We start from the raw sequence: 19,470 nt of genomic DNA on the forward strand, positions 1-19,470 counted from the left end.
TATGAAAAATCAATATAAAAAAATAGTAGAAAGTTTAAAATTATTAGCATCTTCGTTAGAGGAACAGGAGAAATATTTACCCGATTTTGCAGATGTTCCAGATGATGTTACATCAAGTTTTGAAAATGTCTTTTTATTATTACCTTCTCTTATCGAAAATAATAAATTTTCCAACGCTTCAATAGCATCGATTTTACGTTTGAATATTAAAATACAATGGTGTTTAAGAAATGTTGATTTGGATGATTTTTCAAATTCAGAGTGGAATAAAGTAAGAGAAATGGCAAAAAATACTCTTCAAATAATGGGGGAACCTTTTGGAAAACCCGATCTCAATTATATATGAAAAAACTTATAAAAAATTCACAAGTTTAGCAAAATAATATTATAAATGATTTGAAGAGTCAAACATTTTAGCAAAGTGGAAAAAATTGATATTTCTAAATCAGAAGATTTTACCTAAGATTTTAGGAAATCCAGTATAGATTTAGCTAATAAATCACTCTTAAAATGATCAAAGATGACTACCTCTTTTTTGAGATAGTCATTCTTTTAAATAAAATATTATTATATTTAGATCCTCTTGATTCCAATTCTGAATTATTTTCCGTTAAAAGCAGACATCGTATTATTCAATCCGGCAAAAACGAAAGAAAGACCGGCCTTTGCAAAGGTTTCTATTCTTTCCGTAAGCTTTTCAGCTTCTTCTTCATTCCAGGTTCCTAATACATAGTCTACCTGTCTTCCGGCAGCAAAATCTGCAGAGATTCCAAAGCGAAGCCTTGCATAATTTTGAGTCTGCAATACTTCATTGATATTTTTAAGTCCGTTATGCCCTGCATCTGAACCTTTTCCTTTCAATCTTAAAGTCCCGAAAGGTAAAGCAAGATCGTCAGTTATAATAAGAACATTCTCCAAAGGAATATTTTCTTTCTGCATCCAGTATTTCACTGCATTTCCGGAAAGGTTCATATAGGTGTCCGGTTTCAGAACAAAAACTTTTCTGCCTTTGTGCTTTCCTTCTGCCAGCCAGCCAAAATTGGAGGTATTGAATGATGCTTCAAGGGTTTCCGCTATTTTCTCAGCTACTTTAAATCCTATATTATGTCGTGTATTTTCATATTCAGAGCCTTTATTACCAAGCCCCACAATTAAATATTTCATCAGAAATTTTTTGCAAAATTAAGGTATAAAAAATAAAAAACTCAATCTTAGGAAAGATTGAGTTTGAATATTGTTAAAAAAATTCTTCTATTGTGGTTTATAGATGTAATTAACGCCATATCCTTTTGTCATGTAAGTCTGAGGATCATAAACGTAATTGGTACTCTTTACAACCGGTGTTGGAATTGGCGGCGTAAGATCTGTTACCGACCATCTCTTAGGGTTGTTCGGAGACAAGATAAGGCTTTCTTTATCATTGATTATTGTAGATAATAATCTTGAAATTTTATATACATGCGGTAACAATGTGAATGGGCTTACCTGCTCATCATATGCGTAGTATTCGTAGCTGTATTTTCCGGTAACAGCACCAAATGCTCCTCCTGTCATTGTTCCGTAGTGTCTTACTACTTTAGAAACATTATCTCCTACGTAAGTATAAGCTGTCTTAGAATAATCGGTGAAATTAAGTGGGGCCCCGGGAACATCCGGACCGTTTCTCATAATGATTGAATCCAGTTTTCCTGTCGCAGTGCTATACTTAACCTGATAAGATGTTTTCTCTTTTCTCAACAAAGTCTGTGGTCCCGGAGGATCTCCAGGTATTACAGGTGGAGGTCTTCTGAAAATAGAACGGTTTTCAGAAATCGTCTGAAGTTTGCTGTTGTTTCCGTAAGAGAATAATTGAGTGTAGGATACACTGTCTTTATCCAGTTTCCCGTTTCCGTCCAGATCAAGGAAACCATTAAAATTAATCTGGCTGATTTTATCGCCACTGTACATAATATCAGTGATAGAAGCACTGTCTGTGATTACTTTAGTCACGAGAAGCCCGCTATAACGATATTCTGCGATGGTATCTTTATCTGTAATTTCTCTGTATAATGCTCTGGGACCGCTTAACCCTCCTGTTTCGTTAAGATCCAGCAAAGGATTTCCATCCTCATCCAGCATATCCTTGCAGGAATGTACTGAGGAGAAACCTGCGATCAGTAAAATAAAATAGAAAATTTGCTTCATTTCCTTGTAATTGATTATTTTTTTGACAAATATAATTTTTTTTTGCCTAAAATTTGTAATACTATTTATATTCTGGTAAGATTAATAACTATATTTCTACTATAAATTTTTATAGGTAAAAGTTACATTCTGATTTTTCTCAACAACCACATACCCCTGATTATCATAAGAATAGCTTTGAGCCGTATTAACAGGCGCAGCCGGTGATGGTAATTCTATAAACATAGAAGTGGGATTGTTTGGAGATATTTTGTAGAATTGTGCCGGATTGATCAGACTTCGGGTGATGAAATAAACTGATGGCAAGGTAGAATACGGGCTTTTCTGACTATCATAGTTCTGGAAACTATACTTGCTTATTACGGCCGTACTCATATTCGGGTTTCCGTTGATATCCAGCAGACCTTTGGAACAAACAACCTGAATAACATTATCACCATTGTACACAAAACTGTAGTCAATAAATCTGTTATAGGCACTGATTCCACCTTCTTTTCTCTTCTCAAGAATTTTGGTAAGCTTATTGGTGGTCGCACTATAGGTAAATGCATAGTCACTTACAACAGATACAGATGGCGTTGCTCCGGTGGCTGTAGAAGTAGCATTATAAATCTTTTTACCTGTAGCATCAGGAACAATATTAAATTCGTAAGAGAGGCTGGATGCTGCTGAACTTACATATTTGACTTTAGTGATATTTTTATTGGTGTATGTTACCGTTGCTGTATAATAAGCACTTCCGCTAAAAGACTCATCTTTAGATACTGCAGTCTGCAGATCTCCGGTTACCGCTGTAGTAGCATATTCTTCCTGAGAAACATTATTCGAACTAACCTTCGATAAAATCTTTTTAGGAGGTGGCCCGTCATCCAGATTCGGGATGGATTCTGTGGGATCAGAGGTAGTAGTACATGCTGTCAGCAGCCCAAGAAAAGCAATACCGGCAAACATTTTAAAAAAATAGTTTTTTACCATATAGAATTTTTTTAGCTTGTCCAAATATAATTCAATTTTTGATAATACACTTTACTTTATCTGAACAAATTCACAAGAAATAGAGTTAATAAACAAAAAAATCTAAAAACATAACGTTTTTAGATTTCCTATTATTGTATGATCGTGAAAATTAATAAGGCTGCAATATGGATGTCGTCAAAACAGACTGCGACATATCACTGTTGAGAAAAGCTGTATCCACCGCTGTTCCTATTCCAAGTACTGTTCCTGCAATAGCCCTTTTTATACAGGCTACTTTAACGGAATACTGATTTTGGGGAGTAAGATTGGTAAGAGTAGCATTAAGGTTAAAAATCTTATAAGCACCGCTGTCCCCCAATAACACATCCGTTCTCACTGCTCTAAGGGCATCATTTATAAAAACACCACAGGCAAAACTTGCAGAATTTGTACCTGTCTTCTGAACAGTGGTCTGAAATGAAAAAGTAGCTTTGTTTGTACCGTTGGTAACAGAAAATGTATCTACTGTTCCTGGGATTACAGTCCAGCCTCCCGTCAGAGGATCTCCATTACCATAGGGGCTGGTAGCACCACTGGCACCAGAAAAGCTGATTCCGGTTTTATCCGCAACGGTGTTGATAGAAAAAAGAGACATACTTCCCTGCCCGTCAGCAATTTTAATAGCTTTCCAGTCATTTGTACCTAAATCTGCATTATTGTGAAATATATCACCAGCTGTACCGGCAGAACCTTTCAGTAAATCAGTGCCTCCTGTTCTTAATTCTTTTCCTACGTTAAGATCTCCGTTCACATCCAGCATATTAGTCGGATTAGGAGTATTAATACCCACCTGGGCATTTGTTGCAGCTGCTAACAAAAGAGATGTAACAAATAATATTTTTTTCATAATCCTTCTTAATTTATAATCGTGTTAAATACTTCCGGAACTTCATACACATCTATTTTAAGGGAAGACTGTGAAATAAAGCTGTTGATATTGCTATACACATTAGTTCCAATGGTAAGTTTATTTCCTGTACCTGAAGCACCATAGGAACCTAGTCTTGTACATGCAACACTTACCGTATGGTCTCCTTTGGAAAGATTATCTACAATCCCGATCTGAGTATGAGTAAGGAAAGGATATGACGTAGTAATGGCTTTCAAATTTCGCTGTCTCAGGTTGACCAGTTTGTCATCCACAAAAATTCCGCAAGCATAGTCTATAGAGTTGTCTGTACTTCCTGCCGCCCCAAAATCTGCCTGTACAACAGTTTCAAACTGAAAATAAGCTTTACTTTGGGTACTGAATACACTGATTACATGTGAAAGCCCGTCTATTTTCTTGAAGTTGGTAAGAGTACTATATTGTTTTCCCTGTGTAAATGTTCCTCCTCTCGAAGTCATACTTACCGAAGAGTTTTCGGAAGAGGTAAAGGTAATTCCTGTATTATCCGAGAATGAGTTGTTATAAATCAGGTAAAATTTATTAGGTTCGTATTCAGGAATTCGAAGTGATTTCCACATCGGTGGAAAACCTTCACCCTGAGAAACCAGTATCTGGTCATTATTTCCATGAAAAACAGAATTATCAGCAGAATTAAAAACCCCGATTTTATTTCTGAAATTCACATCTCCGTTTACATCAAGTTTTGCTTTTGGGGACTCTGTTTTTATTCCTACCTGAGCTGTCGCCAAAAGACTTATGCTAAAAAGCAGTGTTGATAATAGTTTTTTCATCATTAGTTGTTTTTATAGCTCACGTATTCGATAACATCCATTTTCATGGTAGATTCCAGAGTAAATGCACTGGAAGCTCCATTTGAAGACTGTACATTACGTCCGATCGCAAATTGCGCGGCAGTGCTTGAAGTATCAATCTTTCTGCATGCAATATCAATATTATGAACGCCTACAGGAACGTTCTGCTCAGTATAGTTAAGTGTAAAGATATAATCCTGAAGTCCGGCTTTTCCGCTGTTATTATTGGAAGCGATTCTATCCGGGCGTACGGCTACCAGTGCTCCGTTTCTGAAAACACCGCAGGTAAATCTGACATTTTGTATTGTAGTAGCTGTGGAAGCCTTCATCTCAATACCGGTCTGGAACTGGTAAGTAAGCCTGTTCCTCCCGTTTTTGATGGTAAAAGTATTGCTAAGCCCGTCTATTTTTTTCCAATTCCCTTTTGTGATATCAGAAATGTTATCCCCAACTTTGTTGGTGTAGATACCATCACCGGCAACACCGTCCGTAAGTGAAATAATACCCGTTTGATCCGACGACAGATAAGAATTAATCAGCTTATACTGTCCCTCTTCCATAAAGGAAACATTCAAAGATTTCCACACAGGAGGCAAACCCTCGCCCTGAGAAACCAAAACCTGGCCGTTTAACCCGGCCTCTCCAGCCTGAGTTGAAGTACCTCCTACTCTAAGTTCTTTTCTTAAGGTGGTTTTTCCGTTCACGTCAAGAACGGATTTAGGTTTTGCAGTACCGATTCCCACCTGTGCGTTGGCATAGATTGAAAGAAGTCCAGCCACGCAGCAATGTATTATTGTTTTCATAATTAAGGACTGCAAAGGTACACAACGAAGTCCAAAAAATTCCAGTTATACATCTATAAACCTATAGAAATAAACACATTACAGAATAGAATTAATCACACATAAAAGTAGAATTATTTCTACATAACTCCACTTTTTATAACTCAAAAAAACATTTAACGTCTCAAACCCTTACTGTACGGGGATTTACAGAATTTTTTTAATCATTGAAAAGTGATTTTAAATGCTCAAAAACCGCCTTAATTCTCTTTAACAGGAATATTACAATATAAAAACATGATAAGAATCACAAAAAAACGTGTAAAAAATTAAGTTTTTTACACGTTTCTAATAATTTTTATGATATTATTTCCAGTAACCAGGAATTAAAATTTAATCATGTTCAATGATTGCTTTCAACAAAAGATTAACCTCATCTACATTTTTAACTTTTTCTTTTCTCATCATTAACTGATTACCTTCTTTTCCGGACTTTTCTTTAAGCTGGGCCTCAGAAGGATTCCGGGTCAGATAATTAATAATATGTCTGAATCTGTCTGTCTGATAAAACTTATCCTGAGGATTCCCCGGGAAGTAGCCTAAAAATACTCCGTTTTTCATGACAATCTTTTCAAAACCAATTTCAGCAGCAAGCCATTTCAGGGAAACACTTTTTAAGAGATTGACAGCTTCTTTCGGCAAAGCTCCAAAACGGTCAATCAGCTCCAGTTCAAACTGATGAAGATCTTCTTCGTTGGTAATTTCAGCAATTTTCTGATACAGGAGCAGCCTTTCTTCAGTATTGGAAATATAGAAATCCGGTAGCATCAACTCTAAATCAGTATCAATATTGACATCCTTTACAGATTTGAAAAGCTTTTGTCTGTCTTCTTCATTTTCAAAAAGACTTTCAAAATCAGCATCATCTTTCAGCTCTTCCAAAGCTTCCTGCATTAGCTTCTGATAAGTTTCGAACCCCATTTCATTGATGAACCCGCTCTGTTCGGCACCCAGAAGATCACCGGCACCCCGGATTTCCAGATCTTTCATCGCAATCTGGAAACCACTTCCCAGATCTGAAAACTGTTCAATAGCTTCCAGACGTTTTCTGGCATCGGAGGTCATCATGTCATAAGGAGGAGTGATCAGATAACAGAATGCTTTTCTGTTGCTTCGCCCTACCCTTCCTCTCATCTGGTGCAGATCCGCCATCCCAAACCGATGTGCATCATTGATAAAAATAGTATTGGCATTCGGAACATCTACCCCACTTTCTACTATGGTAGTGGATACTAGAACATCATATTTCCCTTCCATAAAATCCAGAACATTCTTTTCAAGCTGTTTTCCTTCCATCTGCCCATGTCCTGTAATTACTCTCGCATCCGGAACCAGCCTTTGAATAAGCCCTGCAATATCTTTCAGGTTTTCGATTCTGTTATTGATAAAATATACCTGGCCATCTCTCTGCAGCTCATAAGAAACCGCATCACGAAGCGTTTCTTCATTGAATCCTATTAACTGTGTATCCACAGGCTGCCTATTCGGCGGCGGTGTTTTGATAACGGATAAATCCCTCGCCGCCATCAATGAGAACTGCAGAGTCCTCGGAATAGGAGTGGCTGTAAGGGTAAGGGTATCAACATTATTCTTCAAGGTTTTCAATTTATCTTTTACTGAAACTCCGAATTTATGTTCTTCATCAATAATCAATAAACCAAGATCTTTAAATTTCACAGAACTGCTTACCAACTGATGCGTTCCGATAATGATATCTACTTTTCCGTTCTTTAAAGCCTCTAAAGTCTCAGATTTCTGCTTGGCTGTCCTGAATCTGTTGACATAAGCAACATTTACCGGAAAATCTTTTAGCCTTTCTTTAAAGCTTCTGTAATGCTGAAAAGCAAGAATAGTTGTAGGCACTAATACTGCAACCTGTTTTCCATCTGTAGCCGCTTTAAATGCCGCCCTGATTGCAACTTCCGTTTTACCGAAACCTACATCTCCGCACACAAGCCTGTCCATTACCGTATCAGCTTCCATATCTCTCTTTACATCTACGGTAGCCTTTTCCTGATCCGGAGTATCTTCATAAATAAAGCTGGCTTCCAGCTCATTCTGCAGATAGGAATCCGGAGTATACGCAAACCCTTTTGCCGTTTTTCTATGGGCATATAACTGAATAAGGTCAAAAGCAATCTGCTTTACCTTCGCTTTTGTTTTCTGTTTTAAAGATTTCCACGTCGGAGATCCCAGTTTACTCAGAACGATCTCTTTTCCATCCGGCCCATTATATTTTGAGATCTTATGTAAAGAGTGAATACTTACATATAATAAGTCTCCATTTTTATAGGTCAGTTTGAAACATTCCTGAATCTTTCCGTCATTGTTCACTTTCACCAATCCCATAAACTTCCCGATTCCATGATCGATATGGGCAATATAATCTCCGATTTTCAGAGACATCAGGTCTTTCAGGGTAAGCTGTTCAGATTTTGCAAAGGTATTTTTCGCTTTATATCTCTGGTAACGGTCAAAGATCTGATGATCCGTATAAACCAGCAGTTTGTGCCCATTATCGACAAATCCTTCGTGCAGTTCAGACTTAAAGCTTTTAAATGGGAGTTCATGCTCAAGTTCTTCAAAAATAGACTCCAGCCTTTCTTTCTGCTTTTCTGTTGAAAAGGAAATCCAGGTATCAAATCCGTCATTCTGCTTTTCTTCGATATCTTCAATCAGCAGTTCAAAGTTTTTATGAAAAGAAGGCTGTGGAAGCTGCTCCATTTTTACTTCAGTTACTTCTTTCAATCCTTCAATAACTATTCCTCCAAAATCAACCGTTTTGAATTTTTTATAATCGAACAAAAACTCCTGATCAGAAATAAAAAGTTCCTGCGGAGTCCTGTGAGCAATATCTTTACTTAAGCTATCATATTTTTCCAGAGACTTTTCGTAGAACGCTCTTATCTTCTGCATTCCCACCATTCCGTTTCTGGAAATTACAAAACTTTCCGCAGGCAATAACTGCAGCAAAGAAACTCTGGTTCCCGTCACAGAAAAGTTCATATTGGACACCAGCTGAAAATCTTTTACTTTATCTACCGAAAGCTGGGTTTCGATATCAAAGGTTTTAATACTTTCCACTTCATTACCGAAGAAAGTAATTCTGTACGGCTTTTCATGTGAATAGGAAAAGACATCTACAATTCCTCCTCTTACAGAAAACTCTCCCGGTTCTGAAACGAAATCAGCCTGCTGGAAATGATAATGATTAAGCAGTTCATCCACAAAATCAAAATCAAGCTGATCCCCAACTTTTATATGATGGGAAATTGCTTTAAAATCTTCCTTTTTCAATACCTTTTCAGATAAAGCTCCAGCATAGGCAACAATCACTTTGGGAGACCTCCCGGAATTTATTTTATTCAGGACCTCCGTTCTTAAAACCAGATTCGCATTCTGAGTTTTTTCTACCTGGTAAGGTTCAAGGTGGGTTGCCGGAAAGTATAACACTTTATCCTTACCCAAAAGATCCTCCATCTCCGTATTGGCATACAAAGCATCCTCCTTATCATCTACCAGATAAAGAATATTTTTCTTCTGGACCAAAAATAGCTCCGCCACAAAAATAGAAACCGAAGATCCCGCACTTCCCTTTACGGTAATATGCTGATTGTTTTCTAACTGGGTAAAAATTTCTTTTCCAAACTCTTTCTGCATAAGGTCTGGAAGGAACTTTTCATTGATGGATTTTAACTGCATAAATAGTGATGGTATAAACGACAAAGCGATTTCGGGAGTTTTCCGAAACCGTTTTATGATACACAAAGGTAAGGATATTTTTTCTCTTCCTCTGAAAAACGGAAGGACTGACGGTTTAAAATGAACGACTTACCCTTATAATTCTTAATTTTTTACAATTTTATTTAATAACCTGTTAAAAAGATTCAACTATTTTCTTCGTGGCATAGTGTTTGGCTTTTAAGTTATAACCAAACATTTAAGAATAATATTATGAAAAAAGCAATTAAAATCTTAGGAGTTATGATGCTGTTGGTATTTACAGCATTATCTTTTTCGTCGTGCAGTAAAGATGATGATCCGGTAAACAATGAATTTTTCGCAGGAACTTATAAAGGAAAAGTTTCTTATAATGACGGAGGATCCACCAATATCAGCACAGATAACGGAAGTGTATTTGTAACAAAGATTGCCAGTGGCACCAAGTATAATTTTGCTTTCTCCAACAGTATTCCGGATCTTAACGGAATAGAGTTTAATCAGGAAGGAGATCATACTCTTGTTATGGTTGGTTCTACAGCAACTTCTTACATAAGAATTGATAATAATGACTTAAAAATATTATACGCTAAGGATGGCAAAACGTGGACAGCCAATTGTACGCGCTAGCCATGTCTATTTATATATTATGCAAGCCTGTTTCTGTAAATGGAGACAGGCTTTTTCATTGTAAATGAAGTGTTTTAATTTTTTTTTAAGCTGTAATAAACTTTAGTTAAGTTTGAAAATCCCGGTTTTGTAGCCTGCTTTTTGTATATCTTTATTCAACAAAAAACAAACAATAATTCTTATGAAAAAATTCTTATCTGCAATGTCTTTGATCCTGGGATTAGGACTTGCCACTGCTCAGCAGACTGCTCCCGCTAAAAGTACTCCCGCGCATCCACCAGTAAAAGCAACACCAGCTGACAAACCGGCTGAAGTGAAAGCAGCAAAACCGGCAATGGATGCAAAAGCAGCTAAGCCTGCACAACCGGCTGCCAAAATGAAAAAAGACGGTACTCCGGATAAGAGATATAAAGAAAACAAACACCTGAAAAAAGACGGCACTCCTGATAAAAGGTACAAAGCAAACAAATAAGCATAACATTAACATATAGTTGTTATTTTCATAATCAAATTTCGAAAAGCCGGTGGAACCAGTTCCATCGGTTTTTTTATGTGAAGCTTCATAAAAATGATTTCAGATTCTCTACTTATTTATAAATTTGACCCATGTTAAACTTCTTCAAGAAAAATGCAGCGCTGATCTGGGCAAAAAAACACGTCCAAAAAGCAGAGGATTTCAAAAAAAATGCTGAGAAAAACCAGGAAGACTTACTCCTTTCTCTGGTGAATACTGCTCAAAAAACACTTTTCGGGCGGGAACATGATTTTGAAAATATTCATTCTGTAAAAGAATTTCAGGACAGAGTTCCTGTAGCTGATTATGAAGATCTGAAACCTTATATTGAAAGGGTAAAAAAAGGACAGGCTAATATTCTATGGACAGAAACTCCGGAGTATTTTGCCAAAACTTCAGGAACCACTTCCGGTTCTAAGTATATTCCGATTTCCAAAGAAGGAATGCCATTTCAGATTGCCGGAGCTCAAAGCGCCTTATTTCATTATATCAGCAGAAAAAACAATGCTGATTTCGTGAATGGAAAAATGATTTTTCTCCAGGGCAGCCCGGAGCTGGAAGAAGTATTCGGAATAAAAACGGGAAGGCTATCAGGTATTGTAGCGCATCACATTCCCAATTACCTTCAGAAAAACCGTCTGCCAAGCTGGGAAACCAATATTATGGAAGACTGGGAGTCTAAGGTAGATAAAATCATTGAGGAAACGGAACATGAAAATATGACTCTGATTTCCGGAATTCCGCCGTGGCTGATCATGTATTTTGAGAAACTAACAGAGAAACACGGTAAAAAAATCAAACAGCTTTTTCCCAATCTTCAGCTTATTGTTACCGGAGGCGTTAATTACGAGCCATATCGGGATAAAATGGAAGAATTATTGGGAGGAAAGGTAGATATTGTTCAGACCTTTCCTGCTTCTGAGGGTTTTTTTGCTTTCCAGGATGATTATACCAAAGAAGGACTTTTATTATTAACCAATCACGGGATTTTCTATGAATTTATTCCTTTGGAAGAATATGGTAAGCCCGGAGCAAGAAGATTAACTTTAAAAGAAACTGAGCTTCATAAAGATTATGCATTAATTCTTACAACCAATTCCGGTTTGTGGGCCTATTCTATAGGAGATGTTGTAAGATTTATCAGCAAAGATCCCTACAGGGTTTTGGTAAGTGGAAGAACAAAACATTTTACTTCTGCATTTGGAGAGCACGTGATTGCTTTTGAAGTAGAGGAAGCAATGAAAGCTGCCCTTGAAAAATATCCGGCACAGATCACAGAATTCCATCTGGCTCCGCAGGTAAATCCGGCTGAAGGACTTCCCTGTCACGAATGGCTGATTGAATTTGAAAAAGAACCTGAGAACCTGGAAGCATTCAGGGATGACCTTGATCTGCAGCTTCGTAAAAGAAATACTTACTATGATGATTTGATTTCAGGGAATATTTTACAGAAATTGCAGATTACGAGACTTAAGAAAGGAGCATTTCATGAATATGCCAAATCCCAGGGAAAATTAGGGGGCCAGAATAAGACACCAAGATTGGCTAATGACAGAAAGATTGCAGATTTATTGGGAATTTACAAATTTTAATCATATTTTTTCAATTCCAAAAACGTATATTCAAAAAAAATTATAAATTTGAAAAACTAAAAGAAAATAATGAAAGCATCTGTACTGTTGAAATCATCTTTACTAACATCTTTATTTGTTATTACATCTTGTGCTACTACAAAATACAGCGAAGATATTTCAAAAAACAACTACTCTAATCTTGAAGCCGGAAAAATATATAAAGTAACGATGAGAGATGGCTCACCAAAGCAGACCATCTTATTCAGAAACGTTGTTGGTGAAAATCTGGTAGGTACAGCCGGTAAAAAAGACAGTACAGAAGTAATTATTCCTAAAGCCAATGTGGCTGCTGTAAAAGACAGAAGAAAGGCAAGAATTGCTGCAGGGGCTACCATCATTGGCGCAGCAGGTGTTGCCGCTATCGTACTAAGTTCTACAAGAGCGGACTAAAATAGATATTATCTTTTGAGACTTATTTAATATATCTTTCAAAAACTGACATATAAATGGCCCTAAATAAATTTTTAGGGCTATTTTTGTTCATGATTTCCTTTACCCCGTTACAAACATTACAAAATGTTGAATTCAGAAATCTTCTCACCGGGAGATTTTTTATTGTTTTAGCTTTCAGAATGCTTGCCACTTTATTAGGATGGTGGGTGTATCAATTAACAAAAGATCCTTTTTCAATAGGCCTTATCGGACTTTCTGAGGTAATTCCCGCTGTAAGCTGTGCGTTGTATGCCGGACATGTTATTGACATGAACGAAAAAAAGAGACTGCTCCTTATTTGTAATTATGCTTATATTTTTCTGATCGGACTTCTACTGATTCCCGCATTCTTTAATGTGGAAATGCACTTTACAGGTCATCAGATTACCTATTATATTTATGGAGTTATTTTTTTCACAGGGATAGCAAGAGCCTTTATCGGTCCTATTGTTCCTTCCATGATTCCTAAAATCGTAAAGAAAGAAAACCTTCCGAATGCAGTAACCTTAAACCAGGCAACTTTCCTGATATCTTCTGTTTGCGGCCACGCTATTGGCGGTGTTCTTATTGGGTTTATCGGGGTAAAATGGACCCTGGTTGCTATTTTAACATTAATATTTGTTGCATCGTTATTCTTCTGGCAGCTTCACAAACAGCATTCGGAATATAAAAAGGAAACAGTAAATGTAGTGGAAAGTATGCGTGAAGGGATTTCGTATATTTTTAAAACCAAAGAAATTCTGGGAGCGCTGTGCCTTGATATGTTTGCCGTACTTTTCGGTGGTGCTGTAGCTATGATCCCTGTATTTGCGACTGATATCTTACATTCGGGAGCTGAAGGTTTCGGCTTGCTGAACGCTGCTTCAGATATTGGCTCCATGTGTATTATTACTATTTTGTCTATTGTTCCTCTTCGGAAAAATCAGGGGAAAATACTTCTTGCGGTTGTTACCGGATTCGGTTTATGCATCATTGGATTCGGGTTATCAAAACTATACTGGCTGTCTTTTATGTTTCTGGTGATGAGTGGAATGCTGGATGGAATTTCGGTGGTCATCCGCGGTACCATTGTTCAGCTAAAAACGCCTGATCATATCAGAGGACGTGTTCTGAGTGTGAACTCCATTTTCATTATGTCCAGCAATGAAATGGGACAGTTCGAAAGCGGGCTTATGGCCAAATTACTGGGAGTAGTACGCTCTGTTGTATTTGGCGGCTGTATGACTGTTTTAGTTGCAATGCTTGTAGGAAGCACCAATCCTAAATTGAGAAAGATGCAATATTAACTTATTGTTTACCAGCCTATTTAAAATCGGATATTAAAAAAATCAAAATCCGAAATACTTAAAATCAGAATAGAACGTTTTCTATTCTGATTTTTGTTTTATACTTGTTTTTTAAAAAATTATTAAAGAATTCAATCTCAAATATTTATTAAAACCGCTCATATATTTGCGATCTATGCATTATTGAATCCCAAAAATAAAATACCACATTTAAAACCAATACATTACTTTCATTAAATATATCCTAAAATCTTTAATTTAACGTTAATAATTTTTTATATTTGCTTCATAAAATATCCCCCTATGACTAAACTTTTACTAATTTTGAGTTTTCTCGTGACAGGTTCTCTGATGAATGCTCAATTTTTTTCAGATCAAACCTTACAACAAGCTGTTTTACAATTCGATAACGCTAAAACAGAAAACGATTACGATATGCTATTTTCCAGATTTTCAGAAGCTAAAACTTCAGATAAATGGCAGGCTAATTATTATGCAGCAGCAGCATTGTATCTTAAAACGAATTTCCTTTTAAATAACAGTCCAAACAGCCCTCTTGGAGAGCCTAATGAGACTGCAAGAAAACTGGCCATGCAATCCCTTGCTTCTGAAAAGAACAATGGAGAAGTAAATCTTCTTCTTGCGCTTATTCATTTTCAGAAAATCAGAATAAAAACAGCGGCAGATCCACAAAAGGAATTAAAAACCGTGGCAGGTTTCATGAATAAGGCAGAAACAACTTTAAAGAACAATCCAAGACTTTCCTTTCTAAAAGCTGAAATTGCTGAAAAGCAGGGAAACAAGACTGAAGCTATAAAGCTATATCAAAAAGCAGCCAAAGAATTTGAAACATCAGGCATTGCATCCAGTTCACCCAACTGGGGAAAACAACTGATCGGAACAAATTAACAATAAGTAAAATGCATGATCTCCTGAGCTAATTGGGACGATCAGTTTTTTTGTTATGAAAGATTTCGAAATTATCAGATAAAAAGAGCATTTTTAGTAATTAAACAGTTTTAATATTTGTTTTTAAAAATTAATTCTCATGAAAAAAACATTACTTGTTTTCTTAATCATATTTTCACATATTTTATTTGCCCAGTCAGATTGTGGTACTGCAATGGCGGTCTGCGGTAACTCTGACATTTCATATACACCAGGCGGACACGGAGACATTGCGGAAGATCTGGGCGGATGTTTAACTTCTGACGAAAAGTACTCGGTATGGTATTCTTTTACGATAGCTACAGGCGGAACCCTTACCTTTGAAATCATCCCTAACGACCAGAGTGATGATTATGACTTTGGTGTTTATGGGCCTGACAAATCCTGCTCAAACCTTGGTACCCCAATACGTTGTTCCTATTCCGGACTAAGTGGGAATACAGGTCTTAACATGACCTCTACAGATCTTAGTGAAACCGCTACAGGAGACAAATGGGTAAAATACATGGATGTATTGCCTGGCCAGACTTACTATATCATTGTGAATAACCACAGAGAAACAGCTAACGGATTCAAATTATCATGGGGCGGAACGGCTACTTTATCGTCTCCGTTCACCGATCCGAATATACAGCCTCACCCATTTGTACCTCCGGGAATTCCAGGGGCTAACCCTAATGACCCAAGAGAAGTAATCATATGTTCTAATCCGGCGACTTTTGATTTTGCATCGTTATCAGCAGGAATTCTTAACGGCAATCCAAATTTCAGCATCAGCTATCATACAAGTCAAAATGATGCCTTAACCGGCAACAACCCTCTTGTTGGTCCTCAAACGGTTACTCCTGTTGGTGTTTATTTCTACAGTATCAATTATACTGACCCGACAAACCCTAACAGCCCTATTAATAAATGCAGACAGACCGGTAAATTTAAATTTAAAGATGGTACCATCAAGGCAACAGACGTAACGTTAACAAGCTGTAACAATAATAATGCAGGTACGGCAACTTATGACCTTACGACTGCAGATGTTTTCCCTGACCCTACCGCAACCAAGAAATATTATTATACTTTATACGATCTGAATAACTCAATTAATGAGATTACCAACATCTATCAGTTTGTTTCCGCAGAGGGTAAAATATATGTAAAAGTAACTTCTGTATTCGGATGTAGTGATATTGCAGAAATTACCCTTAAATTCTATCCGCAAATTATTGCAAAAGATGCAGAATTAAGATCATGCTTTATTGAAGCGAATCCTTCCACAGCCTTATTCAACCTTGATAATGCTGCTGTTATCACGCCACAGGCAGGTATCACTAAAAAATACTTTCCTTCACTAACAGATGCAATTGACGGAACCAATGAGATTTTAAATGCTAATTATATTGCACCAAGCGGTTTAGTATATGTAAGAGTGTCTGACACCAGAGGATGTTATGTAGTGGTAAAGATTGGTTTAACTGTAATTGCCCCGGTAACATCCAGTGTATTGAAAGACAAAATCATCTGTATGGAAGATACTACCACTTTGGATGCGGGACCTGGATTCAAAAGCTACGAATGGAGTACCGGAGCTACAACACAGTCTATCAAAGATGTAGGCGTAGGAGTTTACTGGGTAAAATTAAAAACAGGGGAATGTGTTGCCACTCAAAAAGTAACGGTATATCCTTCTGAACAGCCGGTAGTAACAAATGTTGATATTTCCAACACTACATTAACGATCAATGTTATTGGAGGAACTCCGGATTACCAGTACTCTATGGATAAAATTTTATGGCAGGCTTCCAATACATTCTCTAATGTAGCAAGAGGAACTTACAAAGTGTATGTAAAGGATGCTTATGACTGCGAGCCTATTGAAGTTACAGTAGTTGTTCCTAATCTTATCAATATGATTACTCCAAACGGAGATGGTATCAATGATGTTGTAGATTATTCTGCGATGGCAGACAAACAGAATCTTATTTTGAGTATCTTTGACAGATACGGAACAAAAATCCACCAGGGAGACAAATCCAATGGTTACAAATGGGATGGCCGAATTGGAGGCAAGAATATCCCAACAGGTACCTACTGGTATTCTGTAACATGGAACGAGAATGACAAGAAGAACACTCCTTTCAAGTTTTCAGGTTGGATTGTTGTAAAAAACAGAGAATAAAACACCTTAGAATACAAAAAGCCGCTTTGGCGGCTTTTTCTTTTACAAATAGTGATAAAAATTTATTGATTTCAAGTTTGTTTAACAAAAAAAAGTTTTAACAATGAAAAAAATATTACTCCTTTTTATTTTATTGATAACGCAAATGGCCTTTTCACAGTCAGATTGTGTCACAGCAATTCCCATCTGTGGTAATTCTGACATTTCATACACCCCTTCGGGCCCGGGGAATATAATAGAAATTCTTAACCAAAACGGTGGATGCCTCAGTACCAATGAAAGATATACAGTTTGGTACACTTTCACAGTATCCACACCAGGAACACTGGCATTTACAATAAAACCTAACGATCAGGATGATGATTATGATTTTGCAGTTTACGGACCAACAGCTAACGGCTGTGCTTCGTTACAGAATGCGGATCACGTTTTCATACAGCCCATAAGATGTAACTATAGCGGTACTTCAGGAGATACAGGTCTCGATCTGACTCTTGCTCCACCAGCCGTATTCCCTACCAATCCTCCGGGTGTTACATCGAGTATGAACAATGGTAAATGGAGTCCTTATATGGATGTATTGGTTGGCCAGACTTATTATCTGGTTATTGACAACTTCAGTAGATCTGTTAATGGTTTTTCTTTAGAATGGACAGGGACTGCAAGCTTAAGTTCAGCATTTAACGATCCTGTTCTTTCGCCTAACCCATTTATCGCGCCGGGTATTCCGGGAGCGGCTCCTAATGATCCTAATCAGGTAATGGTTTGTGCGCTACCTACCCAGTTTGATTTTACAACATTATCTGCAGCTATTATTAATGGTAACAGCACGAACTTCAAGGTTACTTATCACAAAACAACCAACGACGCCCTTACAGGACAGAATCCTCTTACAGTAACTACTGTAGACGGAGTTACAACATATTATTACAGAATTGTGTATCAGGATCCCACCAATCCGACCAATCCTATCAACGGATGTTTCATAACCGGAAAATTCAAGTTTGTCAATGTAGGTATCTCTGCCAATTCAGCTACTTTATACTCCTGTAACAACAACGGAGCGGGTACTGCAAAATATGACTTAACAACAGCCAATGTATTTGGAGGAACCGGAGCAACGATCAAGTATTATGAAACGGCGGCAGATATGAATGCAGATATTAATGAAATTACAGATCCTGCCAACTATGTTTCTGCTGAATCTACCATCTATGTAAAAGTAATTTCTTCTTTCGGATGTATCGCAACTACTACGATCAGATTATTATTCTACCCATCAGTTGTACTGAAAGATGCTGTACTCCAAAACTGTTACATCGATAATGATGTGACGCGTTCGACATTTGATCTTTCCAAAGCAGATATTGGTGTACCTGTTCCAACCCCTACCGGAACTATTATTAAGTATTACACAACAGTAGCTGATGCGAAAGCACAGACAAACCCTATTATAGCGGCATTAAACTATCTTTCAGAAAGCAAAACAGTATATGCAAGAGTGGATAATGACAAACAGTGTTATTCAATTGCTAAAATAGACCTGGTAGTATTACCTCCTGTAAAATCAGCGGTATTAAAAGATAAAACAATCTGTGCTGAAGCCAAAACTACCCTGGATGCAGGTCCTGGATTTGTAAGCTACGAATGGAGCACTGGTGAAACTACACAATCTATCAGCAATGTAGGTGTTGGTGCTTATTGGGTAAAGCTTCAGACCGGAAAATGCTTCACACTTCAGGAAGTACGTGTACATGCAAGCCTTCAGCCGGTGGTATCAGGAATCGAAATTACCAACAACAATATTACTGTAACAGCTACAGGAGGAGTTCCTCCTTACCAATATTCTGTAGACGGTGTTAACTGGCAGGATTCCAATACATTCACAGGACTTCCAAGAGGAGAAAATACAGTATACGTAAAAGATACTTATAACTGTACACCTATCCAGGTAACAATAACAGTTCCTAATCTTATTAACGCCATTACTCCGAACGGAGATAATGTAAATGATGTTATCGACTATTCAGCATTAGCTTACAAGAAAAACCTTATCTTCATTGTATATGACAGATATGGAAACAAACTTCATGAAGCTAAGAAATTCAATAACTTTACATGGGACGGAACTGCCTTTGGTAAGAAAATTCCAACAGGAACGTACTGGTATACGATCTCCTGGAATGAAAACAATAAAAACAATACCGAAACTAAATATTCAGGATGGGTATTGGTAAAAAATAAAGAATAAGTTATACTTCATCTTTTTAAAAAATCACCTCAGACCGGGGTGATTTTTTTTATCAACAAGACCAACCTCCTGTTTACAGCATTTTACGAAAGACTGCTAATAATTTGTTGAATACTATTTTTTTATTATTTTTTAAAT

The 19,470-nt window shown here is 37.1% G+C and carries 16 protein-coding genes; 9 read left to right on the plus strand and 7 right to left on the minus strand.

Annotation, left to right across the window (positions count from 1 at the left end; translation table 11 throughout):
* Position 1 precedes the first annotated feature (1 nt).
* Entirely contained in the window at positions 2-346 is a 345-nt protein-coding gene (locus tag AB1278_RS22240; protein WP_002982852.1) for a hypothetical protein, read from the plus strand.
* A 254-nt stretch (positions 347-600) separates the two neighbouring features.
* Here AB1278_RS22240 and pth read toward each other — a convergent pair whose 3' ends face one another.
* The 7 genes from pth to mfd form a co-directional block, all read right to left on the minus strand.
* Positions 601-1,164, minus strand: coding sequence for an aminoacyl-tRNA hydrolase (gene pth, locus AB1278_RS22245; protein WP_343639708.1), 564 nt, complete (start codon positions 1,162-1,164; stop codon positions 601-603).
* Positions 1,165-1,251: 87 nt separating this feature from the next.
* Positions 1,252-2,184 (minus strand): hypothetical protein, encoded by a 933-nt coding sequence (locus tag AB1278_RS22250; protein ID WP_227941096.1) that lies wholly within the window; start codon positions 2,182-2,184, stop codon positions 1,252-1,254.
* A 99-nt stretch (positions 2,185-2,283) separates the two neighbouring features.
* Complete coding sequence (locus AB1278_RS22255) at positions 2,284-3,159, minus strand: hypothetical protein (RefSeq protein WP_429817080.1); 876 nt, start codon at positions 3,157-3,159, stop codon at positions 2,284-2,286.
* A 151-nt stretch (positions 3,160-3,310) separates the two neighbouring features.
* The gene (locus AB1278_RS22260) at positions 3,311-4,048 is read right to left on the minus strand and encodes a hypothetical protein (protein WP_202841701.1); all 738 of its coding nucleotides are present in this window, start codon (positions 4,046-4,048) and stop codon (positions 3,311-3,313) included.
* Positions 4,049-4,056: 8 nt separating this feature from the next.
* On the minus strand, positions 4,057-4,884 hold the full coding sequence (locus AB1278_RS22265; RefSeq protein ID WP_137904401.1) for a hypothetical protein: 828 nt from the start codon (positions 4,882-4,884) through the stop codon (positions 4,057-4,059).
* Entirely contained in the window at positions 4,884-5,705 is an 822-nt protein-coding gene (locus tag AB1278_RS22270) for a hypothetical protein (protein WP_202841702.1), read from the minus strand. The genes AB1278_RS22265 and AB1278_RS22270 overlap by 1 nt, the downstream gene beginning before the upstream one ends.
* Before the next feature lie 372 nt (positions 5,706-6,077).
* Positions 6,078-9,446, minus strand: coding sequence for a transcription-repair coupling factor (mfd, locus tag AB1278_RS22275; RefSeq protein WP_429817084.1), 3,369 nt, complete (start codon positions 9,444-9,446; stop codon positions 6,078-6,080).
* A 252-nt stretch (positions 9,447-9,698) separates the two neighbouring features.
* Here mfd and AB1278_RS22280 point away from each other — a divergent pair, with 252 nt between their 5' ends.
* The 8 genes from AB1278_RS22280 to AB1278_RS22315 all read left to right on the plus strand — a co-directional run bounded on the left by AB1278_RS22280 (position 9,699) and on the right by AB1278_RS22315 (position 19,332).
* Positions 9,699-10,094, plus strand: coding sequence for a hypothetical protein (locus AB1278_RS22280; RefSeq protein ID WP_227941101.1), 396 nt, complete (start codon positions 9,699-9,701; stop codon positions 10,092-10,094).
* 181 nt (positions 10,095-10,275) lie between these two features.
* Positions 10,276-10,566 (plus strand): hypothetical protein, encoded by a 291-nt coding sequence (locus tag AB1278_RS22285; RefSeq protein WP_202841708.1) that lies wholly within the window; start codon positions 10,276-10,278, stop codon positions 10,564-10,566.
* A gap of 134 nt (positions 10,567-10,700) precedes the next feature.
* Positions 10,701-12,200: a GH3 auxin-responsive promoter family protein gene (locus tag AB1278_RS22290; protein WP_429817088.1), complete on the plus strand. Its 1,500-nt coding sequence runs from the start codon at positions 10,701-10,703 to the stop codon at positions 12,198-12,200.
* Between the two features lie 69 nt (positions 12,201-12,269).
* Positions 12,270-12,632, plus strand: coding sequence for a hypothetical protein (locus tag AB1278_RS22295; RefSeq protein WP_110008421.1), 363 nt, complete (start codon positions 12,270-12,272; stop codon positions 12,630-12,632).
* Between the two features lie 92 nt (positions 12,633-12,724).
* Complete coding sequence (locus AB1278_RS22300; protein WP_429817417.1) at positions 12,725-13,960, plus strand: MFS transporter; 1,236 nt, start codon at positions 12,725-12,727, stop codon at positions 13,958-13,960.
* Between the two features lie 303 nt (positions 13,961-14,263).
* On the plus strand, positions 14,264-14,869 hold the full coding sequence (locus AB1278_RS22305; protein ID WP_343639719.1) for a tetratricopeptide repeat protein: 606 nt from the start codon (positions 14,264-14,266) through the stop codon (positions 14,867-14,869).
* Positions 14,870-15,008: 139 nt separating this feature from the next.
* On the plus strand, positions 15,009-17,081 hold the full coding sequence (locus tag AB1278_RS22310; RefSeq protein WP_202841714.1) for a T9SS type B sorting domain-containing protein: 2,073 nt from the start codon (positions 15,009-15,011) through the stop codon (positions 17,079-17,081).
* A gap of 103 nt (positions 17,082-17,184) precedes the next feature.
* Complete coding sequence (locus AB1278_RS22315; protein WP_411414206.1) at positions 17,185-19,332, plus strand: T9SS type B sorting domain-containing protein; 2,148 nt, start codon at positions 17,185-17,187, stop codon at positions 19,330-19,332.
* Positions 19,333-19,470 lie beyond the last annotated feature (138 nt).

It is taken from the genome of Chryseobacterium sp. NRRL B-14798 (assembly GCF_050470705.1).
GTDB classification, from domain to species: domain Bacteria; phylum Bacteroidota; class Bacteroidia; order Flavobacteriales; family Weeksellaceae; genus Chryseobacterium; species Chryseobacterium cupriresistens.